The organism is Sporolactobacillus shoreicorticis (assembly GCF_024125445.1).
GTDB classification, from domain to species: domain Bacteria; phylum Bacillota; class Bacilli; order Bacillales; family Sporolactobacillaceae; genus Sporolactobacillus; species Sporolactobacillus shoreicorticis.
On record NZ_JAMXWM010000015.1, the window covers coordinates 45,343 to 59,620 of the forward strand.

12 protein-coding genes and 1 pseudogene are annotated in these 14,278 nt (G+C 45.0%); 3 read left to right on the plus strand and 10 right to left on the minus strand.

Features of this window, described 5'->3' with window-relative positions; all coding sequences use genetic code 11:
• Nucleotides 1-23: 23 nt before the first annotated feature.
• From abc-f to NIE88_RS13045, 4 genes are all read right to left on the minus strand, one after another.
• Nucleotides 24-1,640 carry a ribosomal protection-like ABC-F family protein gene (gene abc-f, locus NIE88_RS13035; protein WP_253062699.1) on the minus strand — a complete coding sequence of 539 codons (1,617 nt, stop codon included), beginning with the start codon at nucleotides 1,638-1,640 and terminating at the stop codon, nucleotides 24-26.
• A gap of 131 nt (nucleotides 1,641-1,771) precedes the next feature.
• Nucleotides 1,772-1,900 (minus strand): RAxF-45 family protein, encoded by a 129-nt coding sequence (locus NIE88_RS22830; RefSeq protein ID WP_373689439.1) that lies wholly within the window; start codon nucleotides 1,898-1,900, stop codon nucleotides 1,772-1,774.
• Between the two features lie 28 nt (nucleotides 1,901-1,928).
• A complete protein-coding gene (locus NIE88_RS13040) occupies nucleotides 1,929-2,066 on the minus strand; it encodes a hypothetical protein (protein WP_253062700.1) in 138 nt (45 codons plus the stop codon).
• A 377-nt stretch (nucleotides 2,067-2,443) separates the two neighbouring features.
• The gene (locus NIE88_RS13045; RefSeq protein ID WP_253062701.1) at nucleotides 2,444-3,304 is read right to left on the minus strand and encodes a YitT family protein; all 861 of its coding nucleotides are present in this window, start codon (nucleotides 3,302-3,304) and stop codon (nucleotides 2,444-2,446) included.
• Between the two features lie 176 nt (nucleotides 3,305-3,480).
• Between NIE88_RS13045 and NIE88_RS13050 the strand changes: the two genes are divergently transcribed.
• Entirely contained in the window at nucleotides 3,481-4,008 is a 528-nt protein-coding gene (locus NIE88_RS13050) for a hypothetical protein (RefSeq protein WP_253062702.1), read from the plus strand.
• A gap of 84 nt (nucleotides 4,009-4,092) precedes the next feature.
• Here NIE88_RS13050 and NIE88_RS13055 read toward each other — a convergent pair whose 3' ends face one another.
• The 6 genes and pseudogenes from NIE88_RS13055 to NIE88_RS13080 form a co-directional block, all read right to left on the minus strand.
• Entirely contained in the window at nucleotides 4,093-4,557 is a 465-nt protein-coding gene (locus tag NIE88_RS13055) for a hypothetical protein (protein ID WP_253062703.1), read from the minus strand.
• A gap of 24 nt (nucleotides 4,558-4,581) precedes the next feature.
• The gene (locus NIE88_RS13060; RefSeq protein WP_253062704.1) at nucleotides 4,582-5,181 is read right to left on the minus strand and encodes a TetR/AcrR family transcriptional regulator; all 600 of its coding nucleotides are present in this window, start codon (nucleotides 5,179-5,181) and stop codon (nucleotides 4,582-4,584) included.
• Between the two features lie 159 nt (nucleotides 5,182-5,340).
• Nucleotides 5,341-8,904 (minus strand): annotated as a pseudogene (gene nifJ, locus NIE88_RS13065) (pyruvate:ferredoxin (flavodoxin) oxidoreductase); the annotation flags it as partial.
• A 211-nt stretch (nucleotides 8,905-9,115) separates the two neighbouring features.
• Nucleotides 9,116-10,285 carry an ABC transporter permease gene (locus NIE88_RS13070; RefSeq protein ID WP_253062708.1) on the minus strand — a complete coding sequence of 390 codons (1,170 nt, stop codon included), beginning with the start codon at nucleotides 10,283-10,285 and terminating at the stop codon, nucleotides 9,116-9,118.
• Nucleotides 10,272-11,414, minus strand: coding sequence for an ABC transporter permease (locus NIE88_RS13075; protein WP_253062710.1), 1,143 nt, complete (start codon nucleotides 11,412-11,414; stop codon nucleotides 10,272-10,274). Before NIE88_RS13075 ends, NIE88_RS13070 begins: the two co-directional genes overlap by 14 nt.
• Before the next feature lie 15 nt (nucleotides 11,415-11,429).
• Nucleotides 11,430-12,362 (minus strand): ABC transporter ATP-binding protein, encoded by a 933-nt coding sequence (locus NIE88_RS13080; protein ID WP_253062712.1) that lies wholly within the window; start codon nucleotides 12,360-12,362, stop codon nucleotides 11,430-11,432.
• Nucleotides 12,363-12,541: 179 nt separating this feature from the next.
• Here NIE88_RS13080 and NIE88_RS13085 point away from each other — a divergent pair, with 179 nt between their 5' ends.
• Together NIE88_RS13085 and NIE88_RS13090 are read left to right on the plus strand one after the other, a co-directional pair.
• On the plus strand, nucleotides 12,542-13,612 hold the full coding sequence (locus tag NIE88_RS13085) for a sensor histidine kinase (RefSeq protein WP_253062714.1): 1,071 nt from the start codon (nucleotides 12,542-12,544) through the stop codon (nucleotides 13,610-13,612).
• Entirely contained in the window at nucleotides 13,612-14,235 is a 624-nt protein-coding gene (locus NIE88_RS13090) for a response regulator (RefSeq protein WP_253062716.1), read from the plus strand. Before NIE88_RS13085 ends, NIE88_RS13090 begins: the two co-directional genes overlap by 1 nt.
• Nucleotides 14,236-14,278: the final 43 nt, after the last annotated feature.

A 14,278-nucleotide genomic window follows, 5' to 3' on the forward strand; every position in this document is an offset into this window, starting at 1 on the left:
TGTGAGCACCTCGCGGGTCTTCTTTAACTTGTATGCGCGGATTCTGAAAAATGTTCCTCTCTCGTTAATCGGCCATTCTGAAGCCAATAAATCTTGTTGAAACACTTTGCCAGAAAATAACGGTCATGACTCACCGCAAGTACGGTACCCGAAAATCGGTTTACGGCTTCTTCCAAAATTTCGCGCGACTCAATATCCAAATGGTTCGTCGGTTCATCAAGAACAAGCACATTGATCTTTTTCATCATTAAGTCAGCCAGACGGATACGTACACGTTCTCCTCCGCTCAGTGAACCGACTTTGCGGAAAACATCTGATCCATAAAACATAAACTTCGCCAGTTCATGTCTTGCCTCTCCTTCGGTCAATTGGGCATGCTCGCGAAAGACATCAATCACGCGTCGTTCCTTTTCCGCCTCCTGCTCAAACACATGCTGTGACAGGAGCCCGATATTCAAGTTTGTCCCATGATGAATGGCGCCGTGAATCGGCCTCCATTTTCTGAGTAAACAGTTTAATAGCGTCGTTTTCCCGGCACCATTAGGTCCTGCGACTGCCACTCGATCGCGATAACGAATATCTAGATTCACATGTTCAAACAACGGTTTATGATTAAAACCTGCGGATAAATCCTTGCAGCTGAGTACGCGATTTCCCGTGCGGTTGCCATGCGCAAAATCAAGTGCCATCTTATCAGCCTCCATTTTCGGACGCTTCAGCCGTTCCATTCTGTCCAGCGCTTTTTCCATACTCTTTGCTCTTCGGTGCATGGCAGCGTTCGGCGGTTTTGCCTGATTGGCCCATTCTTTCAGTCGTTTAATTGCTTCTTTCATTTTCTTGATCTTCTTCTGCTGGTCTTCATAAGCAGCAAATTCATTCAGCAGCCGTTCTTGTTTTTCTTTAACAAAATCGGAGTAATTCCCCTTGTAAGCAATCATCTCGCCGTCATCAAGGTCAAGCACCTTATTCACGGTACGATCGAGAAAAAAGCGGTCATGAGAGACAAGCAGAACCGTTCCTTGATATTGCCTGATGTACTGCTCCAGCCACTCTAACGCCAGGATATCCAGATGGTTCGTCGGTTCATCAAGTAAAAGCAGATCAGGTTCCAGCAAGAGCTGAAGCGCGAGTCCGACCTTTGTTCGTTCGCCTCCGCTCAGCGAAGCAAACGGACGTCCCAACAGCGGCTTAATTTCAAGCCCTTCAGCAACTTGATCAATTTTATAATCTATTTCGTAGCCGCCCATTTCCTGAAACTGTTCTTGAACATGCGCATAATCTGCCAACAGCTTTTCAAGCCGCGCCTCACTCGCAGTTGCCAATGCCTTTTCCAGTGTTCTCATCTTTCTTTCTACTTTTCTACATTCTGAAAAAGCACTCATCAGTACTTCACGCGCCACACGCCCCTGCCCGTCGGGAAGCTGACGCAAATAGCCGATTGATGCGCCGTTTTTAATAGCGATCGCGCCTTGATCCGGCGTATCGATACGCGCGATTAAATGAAACAGGGTTGTTTTCCCGCTCCCGTTCGGCCCGACAACGGCAGCCTTTTCATTCTCCAGCACTGAAAAACTGACATCGTGCAGAATTTCATTTCCAGCAATATTTTTTCGTACATGATCTGCCTGGCATATCATCATTTTCAAGTCACTTCCTTATTTTTCTACATGCAAAAAATCCACAGGCGTATTTACCCATGGATGATTTCAATCTTGATTCAATTAAAAAAATAATTGAGTTCCGTTAGTGGGTCATGCGTCCATTCACAAAGCTATGCTGTTTTTTCTAAAAAAGGGCAGACTGATCCCTTGAAGAAAAATGCAGCAAAAATCGCGCGGATGATATAGAGAAATGACTTCAACTGAGCGCGACACTTCGTGATTAATGACAATTGACCCACCTCCTTTTCCTGCTTTATGAAAAGTTTATCAGATTGATCGGTTAAGCGCAACAACGGAATCAATTCCTTTTTCAATGCCGCCCTCCACTCCGCGGTCATAAAAAGAGTTCGGCCACTTGAGTACTTCTTCTCGGATTTCTTCCGGGAGTTCTTTCGCTTGGTCCATCAATTGATCCTCCTCTTTCTTGTTTAATTGAAGATAGGTTTCGAAAAATCCATTGATTATGCTTTCACGTGCTTCACTAGACGCATGCCGATCATCTGCCTGATAAAGGGTACCGAACCTGCACACGTTCCTTTTTGGAGTAGTTTATCCTGCTCATGAGCGCGGCAACGGAAGGATTATTGCTGCGTATGAATTTTCGCCAATTCATTTTAGCAAACTTAAGCTTTGATGAAACGGAGTATAAAAAAGCTCACTTTCATCTCCAAAAATCATCAAACAGGCAGTAAATGAGCGAGACATAACCTATAGTTTTATATGCCTTCAAAAAAAGCGGATTTCTCCGCTCCTCATTCACCCTTCATTCACGCGTTTTTCCATCAAGCATCCTTCTTACGTACAAACAACCCAAACACATCCGTCGTCTCGACAATATTGGTAAAGGCACGCGGGTCTACTTCTTTGATGATTTGCTTCAACCGATACAACTCATAACGAGTAAACACAATCATCAGCAAATCCTTATCCTTATTCGTATAGCCGCCCTTCGCCGATATTTTCGTAATTCCCCGATACATTTGGACGGATATCGCTTTTTGAAGTTCATTTGCTTGATCCGTAACCACCCATGCAGTCAGCTTTACATAACTTGTATGAATGGCATCAACGACACGGATGCTTACATAAAGCTGAAGCAACGTGTACAAAGCCCGGCGCCAACCGAACAGAAATCCAGCGGAAAGGATAATTACAGCATTAAGCGCGAACATGTAAAAACCGATCGGACGATCCTTGACGCGGGTCAGAATCATTGCGATGATATCCATCCCACCGCAAGAAGCACCGAATTTAAGTGTTATTCCCGAGCCAATCGCTTGCACCACGCCGCCAAAGACTGCGTTCAGCAAAATGTCATTGGTCAACGGATGAAGCGGGATAATCTCCATAAAGAGCGTTGTCAGAGCGACACTGATTGTGCTGTAAAAAGTAAAACGGCGCCCCACTTTAATCCAGCCGGCATAGATGACTGGGATATTCATTAAAAGGAGCAGAATCCCGGTACTTATATGAAAAGCGGTCGGCTCCAGCATTGAGTTAACGAGCTGGGCAATACCGGTAATTCCTCCGGCAAGCACCTTTGCAGGAATGAGAAATAAATTCAGAGCAGCCGCATTCAGCAGCGCCCCGATAATAACAATCAATAATACTTTGAATTCCTGATAGAGTGATATCCCTTTCATATTGTCGTTCCTTTCAGAATGGCAGCTGATGTTTATCTCTTCCACCAGACAAAGCTACCGATTCACCATGTATTATTAACAAATTAACACATGGTCAACCAATGCTCAAACCTTTTTATGCATCATTTTTGTAAAAGATGCACAAGCTAAGAAAAACTTAATTTGGAGGATCGTTTATGAAACGGACACGTTTGCTTCTTCTGCCCATCCTGATGCTTACGATGATGCTTCCACAAACCGGTCAAGCCACATCGGTCCACAATTCAATGGAGGCACCAGACCACAATTTCAAGCATCAGTGGCTGGTACAGGTTATTGACAAATACGCCCCCGCCGATCTTGCCCAGACGATGAAAAAGGATATGAATACACATCACCGCCTGATGGGTGAATGGCGCCAGAGCTCAGATTTCAAAAAACAGAAACAAAACTGCAAAAAAAAATGGGACAAACAAGCCAAGAAGATTCAGGCGATACAAAAAGAGCAGAAACAAGGAAAAATCTCAGCTGAGGAGGCCCATCAAAAAATTGCACGGCTGTTTCACCATGCTAAATTTGGCGGCCGCCATCACGCGATGCATCACCTGAGAGCCGCAATCCAAAAAAATGATCGGCAAGCAATTGTCAAAACGTTGGAACAGATGGATCATCACATTCAGCAAGCCAACAAACGCTTAACCAAAAAACTCGGTAAAACGGGCTGATCAAACAAAACCGCTATTCAAAAAACGGTGCAAATTCATCAGTTGAATTTACACCGTTTTTTATTTATAGGTTTACTCCCAACATTAAATGGAATAATGCTTTTTCACCGAGGGAAGTACAGTCACCGCTTGGATGGCTAGGCCAAGAAAGATGTAAAAAACATGGATAAACACAATGTCGTGCATAAGATAGGCTTCAATGGTAATCCATCCGATCAAAATGAAACCGATATAAAGCGAATGATTCCATGCAGCGGAGGCTGAAGCATCAAATCGAATACGTTCACCAATAAACATCGGCTTTTCGAAGATCAGCAGAAATGCGATATAGATCGGATAGACACCCAGGACAGAGAATAAGATGATACCCGGAATCAAAAATGAGTCAAAGACTGTGTACTTCAGCAGATATAACGGCATATGCAAAAGTGTACCGTCAGGCGACAAAATTAACGCACCGCCGCCAAACACTGCGCCAATTCCAAGAAAAAGTTGTAAAATGATCAAAATGAAGCAAGAAACGGTTTTTCCATTGTTCGTTCTGGTCATGATAAATCCTCCAATGCCTTGTTTTTAATTGCGAATTTCAAGTCCTCGAAACAAATAGTCTGCACTTGCCATCATCATGGCGGCCAGTTCGGCATGTTCTTCGGCTGTCGTGCAATGTGCATACTGCATACTGAGCATGAGTTGTTCATTGTTGAAAAGCGTTGCAATGAGCTCCTTCTCACATCCCTTGATTTTTCCCTTCCGCTCCATGAGTGTAAGTACTGAAACATAATAAGCGACATTTTCCCGAATAAGTTCTTTCTTAAATATCTCTGCGGCTTTTTCGTTATAGAAGTGTTCGGAAAAAATGATTCTCGCCATCTGTGTCCATGTTTTATTGATCTTCTTGCCATAAGCCCTGATCAAGGATTGAAAGAGTTCAACCGCATTCATTTGATCAAGCATCCGCTCAATTTGCACTAAGGGCGGACGAGACACATCCAGTGTTCGAGCAAATGTTTCACAAATATCATCCATGATCGCTTTTTTTCCGCTGTAATGGTTGTAAATTGAGCTTCCCTTTATCCCGACTCGTTCGGCAAGATCACGCATCGATACCCCATTAAATCCACTAATGGAGAAAAGCTCCAGAGCACAGGCAAATATTTTCTGTTTTGTCGACATAAGCATCACCATCACCTAACGATCGTTCGTTATCTTGATTATACATAAATATTTGTCTTCCAGTCAATTCCGATTCAAAAAATTTACAATTATTTAAAATTCAGCAAATGAAAAACCGTCCGTTCGATGTGAACGGGCGGCTAGAATCAATTATTATTTTTTCAATGCTGCAAGGCTCTCTTTGATTTTTTCTTCCTGTCCGGTTAATCGAGCGTAGTGGAAAAATCGTTTTTCCGCATCTTGCTTCGTCTTTTCAAATAATTGATCGGCGATTTGCGGATTCACCTTCTTCAAGGCAGAAAAACGTGTCTGTGTCATCATAAAATCAGTTAATTGATCAAATTGTGGCCGCTTAAAATCAAGCTGCATCGCTGGCTCTCCTTTGAGCTCACGCTCAGGATCATAGCGGTAAAGTGACCAGTATCCAGATTTGACAGCATCCGTTGCTTCTGCAAGCGCATGGGTCAATCCGCCGCGCAAGCCATGCGAGATACAAGGCGTATAGGCAATAACAACGGATGGTCCGGGATAGCGTTCCGCCTCCATCAGTGCCTTGATGGTCTGCATTTTGTTCGCGCCCGAGGCAATTTGTGCGACATAAACATGACCATAATTGATCGCCATCATGCCTAAATCCTTTTTCGCCGTTCGCTTGCCACCGGCGGCAAATTGAGCAATCGCAGCCGTCGGTGTCGCCTTCGACGATTGTCCGCCTGTATTGGCATAGACCTCATTATCCGTAATCAGTATGTTGACATCCGCACCGCTGGCAATGACATGATCGATCCCGCCAAAGTCAATATCATACGCCCAGCCATCGCCGCCAATAATCCATTGGCTTGTTTTAATGAAAAGATCACGTTCTTGATAAAGGGCTTCAAGCAACGGCAGATGTTCTTTTTCCTGAAGTATTCCAAATGCAAGTTGTTCCGCGCGTTTCCGCGTCGCTTCGCTTTCGTTCATCTGCTCGATCCATTCATTCATCAAACGCTTTAAGTGGTCACTGACTTCATCGCACTGCATGGCTTGTTTCATTTGCCCAGCCAGACGTGCACGCCTGGTATCACGCGCAAGTTTCATCCCGAGACCAAATTCAGCATTATCTTCGAAAAGGGAGTTAGACCAGGCAGGTCCATGTCCCTGCTGATTAGTCGTATAGGGAACAACCGGACTGGATGCTCCCCATATGGATGAGCAACCGGTCGCATTCGCGATCATCATCCGGTCGCCGAAGAGCTGTGTCAATAATTTTATATAAGGCGTTTCGCCGCAGCCGGAGCAAGCGCCTGAGAATTCCAGCAGCGGCTGTTCGAATTGGGATCCTTGAATCGTTGCCTTCTTCACCGGATTGGTTTTTGCCTTCAGGGTCATCGCGAAGGCCCAATTGACTGCCTGATCCTGCTGCGATTCCGCCGGCCGCATGAGCAGTGCTTTTCCCATCTTCGGACAGGCTTCAACACATAATCCGCAGCCGGTACAGTCCGCAACCGAAACTTGAATACGATAGTTCAGTCCGTCCGCGCCGCGCATGGTCCGACCAATAAAGCCTTCCGGGGCTTTCTCCATCTCTTCTCCATCGGCGAGGAACGGACGAATCGCTGCATGTGGACAAACGAACGCGCATTGATTGCAATTGATGCAGAACTTCGGATCCCATTCCGGGACCTGCAAAGCAACATTTCGCTTCTCATAGGCAGATGTGCCGAGCGGCATACTGCCGTCCGCCATATTTTCCTTGAGCAGCGTGCTCACTTTAATTTTGCCGCCCTCTTCGCGATTCAGCGGCTTCAAAATATTCATGACATAATCCGGCTGCCTCTTATCCGAACTTAGCCGCATTGACTTTGGCTTCATATCCACTTTGCCCCATTGCCGCGGAATCGTTACCTCATGAAGCAAGTCCACCGTTTGATTGATCGCGTCCACGTTCAACTGTGCGATCGTCATCGACTTGCGCCCATAAGTTTTTATGGCGGATTGTCGCAACCACTCAATGGCCTGATCAAAAGGAACAATATCGGTTAATTTGAAAAAAGCGGTCTGCATGATTGTATTAATTCTGCGCCCAAGACCGATTTTCCCGGCAAGCCCGATCGCATTAATTGTATAGAAACGAATGTTATGCTTAGCCAAATAACCCTTCATTGAATTTGGTAAATGAGCGTTCAATTGTTCATCGTCCCAGATCGTGTTGAGCAGGAACGTGCCTCCCGGCTTCAAACCCCTGAGCAGATCATAGGAACGTAAATAAGAAGATGTATGGCAGGCAATAAAATCCGCATGTGCAACCAAATAGGCCGATTTGATCGGCTGATCGCCGAAACGCAGATGAGAGATTGTCAGACCGCCTGATTTCTTCGAATCATAAGAAAAGTAGCCCTGAACACGGAGATTCGTATGATTGCCGATTAATTTGATCGACGCTTTATTTGCTCCGACCGTACCGTCGGAGCCGAAGCCCCAGAACTTCGCTTGAAAGGTCCCCTTTGGCGTCAAATCCAGACTTGGAAAAGCCGTAAGCGACAGGTGTGTTACATCGTCATCGATACCGATTGTGAATCGCTTCTTCAGATGCGCGCTGTCAAGATGTGCGTATACGGCTAAGATGTCCGATGGAGTCACATCCTTAGAACCAAGCCCATAGCGCCCACCGATAATGCGCGGATGGCGGACACTTTCATACAAGGCGCTCTGCACATCAAGAAGCAACGGCTCACCTGATGCGCCTGGTTCCTTTGTTCGATCCAGAACCGCAATCGTTTCAACGGTTCTCGGAAGCTTTTCCAGAAGCTTCTCCGTTGGAAACGGACGATATAAATGAATCGAAAGCAAGCCTACTTTCTCACCTTGTTCGGTCAGATAATCAATCGTCTGCTCTATGACCGAAGTTACAGAGCCCATTGCCACGAGCACACGGGTCGCATCCGACGCTCCATAGTAATTGACTAAATCATAATGCGTGCCTCTGAGCTTATTTATTTCATCCATATAATGAGCAACAATTCCCGAAACTCGATCATAATAACTGTTGACCGCTTCCCGCTGCTGAAAGAAGAGGTCGGGACTCTGGCTCGATCCGGTTGCTATCGGATGATTTGGGCTCATGCCTCTCCGGCGAAACGCGGCTGCCGCATCGTCATTGAGCAGTCGTTTAAAATCAGCATAATCAATCACATCGATTTTCTGAATCTCATGGCTCGTGCGAAATCCGTCGAAAAAATTGATAAAAGGGACCGATGCCTCAACGGTAGCGAGATGAGCAACGGCAGACAGATCCATAACTTCCTGAACACTGCCTTCTGCAAGCATGGCGAAGCCGGTAGCGCGTGTCGCCATGACATCTGAATGATCGCCAAAAATGCAGAGCGCATTGGAGCTGACTGCGCGCGCTGCAACATTAAAGACAGCCGGCAACAGTTCACCGGCAATTTTATACATATTCGGAATCATCAACAGCAGCCCTTGTGATGATGTATAGGTGGACGTAAATGTTCCTGTTTTTAATGAACCGTGAACTGCCCCGGATGCACCTGCCTCCGACTGCATTTCAACAACACGAACCGGACTGCCAAAGATATTCTTTTTGCCTTGAACGGACCACTCATCGACCATTTCGGCCATGGGTGAGCTTGGTGTAATTGGATAGATGGCCGCTACCTCGGTGAACGCATAAGATACATATGCGGCCGCCGTATTGCCGTCCATCGTTTTTTTATTGGTCATTTTTTCTCCCTCTCCATCAATTCGTGTAAATTGAACACGTCTCTGATAAAGCCGCTTATTTCTGAATGGATTCTTATCTATTTTAGCGCTTCATAAGCAGAAACGAGCAGATGTGCTGTGATAAAAATCGCACAATTTATAAAAATAAAGACCGTTTTCCGAAACGATCCGGAAAACAGTCTTTATAAACACCTTCATATTCATCAATCTGCTAGTTTGTTAATCGTCTCCTTTTTCCAATCACAAGAGATAATGCCGCAAATGCGACAGCAAAAACAAGCAGAATTGCCATACTGTAAATGATTGATGAAAGATCTGACCAGCCGAATTGAGTGAGTTTCGCGATCCGGGCATTGGCCTGAACATACCAATACGTCGGTGTAAAGCTGGCGATTTTCAATACGGTATCATTCAAGAACTCTTGCGGGACAAAAACACCGCTAATGAAACACGGTCCAAGTGTCAGTACATTGCACACTGCAGACATCGCATTAAGATTCTTCATCAGGTTGCCAATCAGATAGCTGAGACTGGCGACACATGCAGTGAAGATGGCCGAATTGATTAGAAAAAAAGTCATATTCTGCGTCGCAAAACTTTTTGAATCAAGGAAGAAACAAAAGACGACCAAAATTACCCAGGAAGCGGTGGCAAACAGTAAATTGGCTAAAATCAGCTGAGCATTAATGCTGCTCGCCTTCAGCGGCGAACAAAAATTCCGTCTGCTTAAGTCACGCTTATTGACTACAATCATGACTGTCGAGATTCCCATAATCAGAACGGCAGACAACGCATAGGCAAGGAAATTGAAATAATACATTGAAAAGCTGTTCGATGTTATTGCACGCTCATGCGCTCTTATTGTTACCGGCGTGCTTCCAGACAAATTTGTTTTTAATTGTTTGACTAATTGCTGCTGACTTGCTCCCGGCTCATGCTTTGCATAGATCCGTGCCAGATTCCAGTACTGATTCACATTGATGTCGACATAAGCATTTTCTGTGGAGTTTGGAACAACGGTCTTTTCCATCTGCATCGACCCGCCACTCAATACATCCTCTGTAAATCCCTTTGGAATGCGCAGAATGTACGTGACATTACGGAAAAAAAGTGCGTCTTGAAGGGCCTCCGTGCGGTCAGGCAGTTTGACGAAATCACTGCTTTTTGCTAACTCTTGACGAAAGCCTTCAGTTAGCGGCGTTTTTTCCTCGGAAATAAGCGCAATTTTCGCCTTTTCCTGTGAGAAGCTGCTGCTCTTTTTCTGTTCCGACATGGTGCTCATTGAGATGGTAATTGCAATCGCCAGAAAAATGACAATATAGAGCGAAATGGAGAGCCAATTTTTCCGGATAATTTTCATACATAGTTTAAATACTGGCATACTTCCGCCTCCTGACAATCAGATAGGTTCCGGCGCAGAAAAAGATAATGAAAAGAACCATCATGCCCATGTTCAGAGCGTAACGATGCAGCGAATCATAATAATAAAGTGCGTAAAACGCGTCGGTTAATAAATTGACCGGATTCAGCCAGGCAAGCGGCGGAACATACGTTGCAATAAGATATTTCATATTCATGTACATCATTCCGGCCAGAAATGAGCCGAGATTGGTCACTACGATTAAGCATGCAATTTTCAGCCCCTCACCCGCTTTAATCACCGCACCGATAAATGCGCCGAAGGATATGCCAAGCACACTGCCAATAAGTGCCGTTAATAGGACATAGCCCGTACGCTGACCGAAACTGATATTTAGGCCGAATTGCAGATAAGCAAGCAATATCATTATTTCTACAAAAAGAATAATTAACGCCGCACAGCTGCCGGCAAGAAAGGCCTCAAGTTTATGCACAGGGGCCATATTCACTCGCGCGGCACGATCCGTGATATCCGCTTGAATATCCGTAACTTCTTTCATTCCCCAAAAGCTGCCGTACAGACAAGCCATCGCAATCAACGAATAAAAATAGTTGAGCACGTTGTTCGGCTCCGCGCTGCCGCCGGAAACTTCTTTTGTATAGCTTCGCTGCTCGCCAACATCCTTAAGCAAACCGTTTTGCAACGCTTTCGGATTTTTTTTCGCTATATTTGTTACCGCGGAACTGCTCGTACGATACTGATCAACGAAGCTTTTCATAATGCTCTGACTGATTCCTGTTTCCTTCACGGTCAGCTTGATCTCTTCTCCGCTTGTATAATAGCCGTCAATTTTATCTTGCTTCAACCAGTTGTCCGCCTCGGCTTGATTTGATGCGGTCTTCAGATTAAATAACCGGTCTTTTCCCTTCGAAACACTTTGCATCACCATTCTTAATTGGGAATCCTGCTGATAGGCGCTGTCATTGACGACCGCCGCGTCAATCGGTTTAAAAGTTTCTTCATTGTTTAAATTACTAAATGCCATGTAAAAAAAGGTGCCAAGCAGAATCGGAAAGAGGAGTGTCCAGAAAACGAGCTGTCTGTCCCTGATCAAGCATTTAAAACGATAGATAAATATATGAGTAAACATTCGATTCATCTCCTCTCAATCACGAAGCTGCTTTCCTGTTATTTCAAGAAAAACATCATTCAACGTCGGCAGTTCGGAATAAATGCGGCCGAAGCCAATCTGGTGTGTCTTCAGAAAGTCAAGCACTGTCTCCAAATTATTTGTTCCTTTTCCCGACTTGATAATTAAGCGCTTATCGATGTGTTCAACAGAGACAATTCCCGGGAGCTCGCGCATCTGCCTTAGTTGCTCCGCATCAATTGAAAAAGCCTCAATAGTTATTTTCTCTCCAAGAGTGATCATGGCTTTTAATTCTTCGTTTGTACCGGAGGCGATTACGCGGCCTTTATCGATAATCACAATCCGTGAACAAAGCTGTTCGACTTCCTCCATATAATGAGACGTATACACAATCGTCGCACCTTGTGCATTTAAACGCTCAATGCCCTCAAGTATTTTGTTGCGGCTTTGCGGATCAACAGCTACGGTCGGTTCGTCTAAAATAATCAATTTGGGTTTATGCGCGATCCCGCAGGCGATATTCAATCGCCGCAGCAGACCGCCGCTCAATTTCTTAGGATAAAACTTCCGAAAATCGTCCAATTCGACAAAAGCAATCGCCTCTTCCACCAAACGCTTCCGCTCCGCCTTGTTTCTCACATAGAGGCCGCAGAAATAATCGATATTCTCATACACGGTCAACTCATCGAATACGGCGACATTTTGCATGACAATGCCGATGTCGCGTTTGATGTCATATGCGTCAGGAGCCATCTTCCTGCCGAAGATTTCGACCTCACCTTTGTCATAGCTGAGAAGCGATAAAATGCAGTTAATCGCCGTGCTCTTTCCGGAACCATTCGGTCCAAGCAATCCGAATATTTCTCCTTCTTTAATGTCTAAAGACAAATGATCCAGTGCGACAAGTTCCCCGTATCTCTTCACTAGATTCTTCACATGAATAATCAATGGTAACAGCTCCTCTCCAACTGTACTCAGTGTAATGGAACAACCGCATCGAGGTAAGTGTCGTTGATCATTAACTATCATGACAATTGTCATCATTCTCCTCGCACGCGATTGTACAAGTACGAAAAAAATGGTTAAATGAAAACAGCACATGCATCATGAATGGGAGACGGACGGTGATGGTGAACCATATTGTCAATAAGCTAACCCTGCTTGCCTGTTGTCTGGCCTTTTACCTAACCGGCAGGACGTTCACTGATGATGTATTGCCTGTTCTTCTGGCGATTATTTTTACCTGTCTATTAAGTTATGTCGAAAAGGAACATTTACGCATAATCCTGACCGCTGCGTTTACACTGTGCAGCTTGCTTCTGCCATGGACGTGCGTTTTCCTGCCGCTCATCTGCTATGACATGCTTTTTTCAAAAAAACAGTGGGTTTGTTTTCTGTCATTGGCTCCGTTCCTGCTCTTCTGGTCCGATGCCGCCGTAGCCGTTGATATAGCTATTTGCGCGTTATTCCTTCTCTCGGCGTTACTGAAGTACAGAACAGCGATCGTTGAACAGTTGAAGAATGATTATTATGAATTGCGTGACACAACGCAGGAAATGGCGTTGCGTTTAAAGAAACAAAATCAGGACCTGCTGAAGAAGCAGGATAATGAATTAACCATGGCAACACTTGGCGAGCGTAACCGAATCGCAAGGGAAATTCATGACAATGTCGGCCACTTGCTGTCGCGTGCACTGCTGCAGATCGGCGCCTTTCTCGCCGTGAAACAGGATGATCAGACAAAAGAAGCACTCTCTACTTTAAAAGATACCCTTTCTGAGGCGATGGACAGCATTCGAACGAGCGTTCATGACCTTCATGACGAATCCATCGATTTGCGGACTCAAGTCATGGATTTAGTGCATAAATTTACCTTCTGCCCGCTTCGTCTCGATTATTCAGTTCAAAATAAACCCGGCAGTAAACTGAACTACGCATTGATTACAATTGTGAAAGAAGCCTTGTCCAACATCGTTCGTCATTCCGATGCGAGTCAAGCCGAAATTAGACTTCGCGAGCACCCTGCGTTCTACCAATTAATTATTTCTGACAACGGATCGACGCGAAATGATAAACTTGATCAAGGGATCGGCCTGAAGAACATAAACGATCGTGTTGAAGCTTTTCACGGGCTTCTCAATATCGAAATAAAAAAGGGATTTAAACTGTTTATTTCGATCCCAAAGAAAGGAAATTGATGATGAATGTCCTGATTGTGGATGATGATCGTCTTGTTTCTTCTTCACTTAAAACCATTCTTGAGGCAGATCCTATGGTTCATGTCTCCAGTGTGGGCAACTCCGGATCGGAAGCCGTTGCCCTTTATCACAAACTTTGCCCCGACATTTTACTCATGGATATCCGAATGGACGGAATGACGGGAATCGATGCCGCCAAGATCCTGCTTGAAGAGGATTCCAAAGCCAAAATTCTTTTTTTGACAACCTTTTCGGATGACGATTATATTGTCGAAGCGCTTCGCATCGGCGCTAAAGGTTATATTTTGAAACAGAATTTTGAGAGTATCGTTCCGGCGCTGAAGGCCGTGTTCAGTGGTCAGGTCGTGTTCGGCGACGCCATTGTCAGTAAATTCCCCTCATTAATGAAACCTAAAGAACAGCCGAACTTCAGTCGATTTAAGCTGAGCGAGCGCGAACTTGCAATCATTGAACACGTTGCAAACGGCAAATCAAACCGAGAAATTGCGCAGAAACTTTTTCTCAGTGAGGGTACGGTACGCAATTACATCAGCATCATTCTGGAAAAACTGGCGCTGCGTGACCGCACTCAGCTTGCCATTTTTTACTATAAACACCTTTGAAAAAATAACTGATTTCATATAAAGAAACCTAAAGGCGGTTCGG

What these genes read in the sequence shown, in the direction of transcription:
- abc-f (WP_253062699.1), bottom strand. Translation starts at nt 1,640, where the DNA reads ATGATGATATGCCAGGCAGATCATGTACGAAAAAATATTGCTGGAAAT.
- NIE88_RS13040 (WP_253062700.1), bottom strand. Translation starts at nt 2,066, where the DNA reads ATGGACCAAGCGAAAGAACTCCCGGAAGAAATCCGAGAAGAAGTACTC.
- NIE88_RS13045 (WP_253062701.1), bottom strand. Translation starts at nt 3,304, where the DNA reads ATGAAAGGGATATCACTCTATCAGGAATTCAAAGTATTATTGATTGTT.
- NIE88_RS13050 (WP_253062702.1), top strand. Translation starts at nt 3,481, where the DNA reads ATGAAACGGACACGTTTGCTTCTTCTGCCCATCCTGATGCTTACGATG.
- NIE88_RS13055 (WP_253062703.1), bottom strand. Translation starts at nt 4,557, where the DNA reads ATGACCAGAACGAACAATGGAAAAACCGTTTCTTGCTTCATTTTGATC.
- NIE88_RS13060 (WP_253062704.1), bottom strand. Translation starts at nt 5,181, where the DNA reads ATGTCGACAAAACAGAAAATATTTGCCTGTGCTCTGGAGCTTTTCTCC.
- NIE88_RS13070 (WP_253062708.1), bottom strand. Translation starts at nt 10,285, where the DNA reads ATGCCAGTATTTAAACTATGTATGAAAATTATCCGGAAAAATTGGCTC.
- NIE88_RS13075 (WP_253062710.1), bottom strand. Translation starts at nt 11,414, where the DNA reads ATGTTTACTCATATATTTATCTATCGTTTTAAATGCTTGATCAGGGAC.
- NIE88_RS13085 (WP_253062714.1), top strand. Translation starts at nt 12,542, where the DNA reads ATGGTGAACCATATTGTCAATAAGCTAACCCTGCTTGCCTGTTGTCTG.
- NIE88_RS13090 (WP_253062716.1), top strand. Translation starts at nt 13,612, where the DNA reads ATGATGAATGTCCTGATTGTGGATGATGATCGTCTTGTTTCTTCTTCA.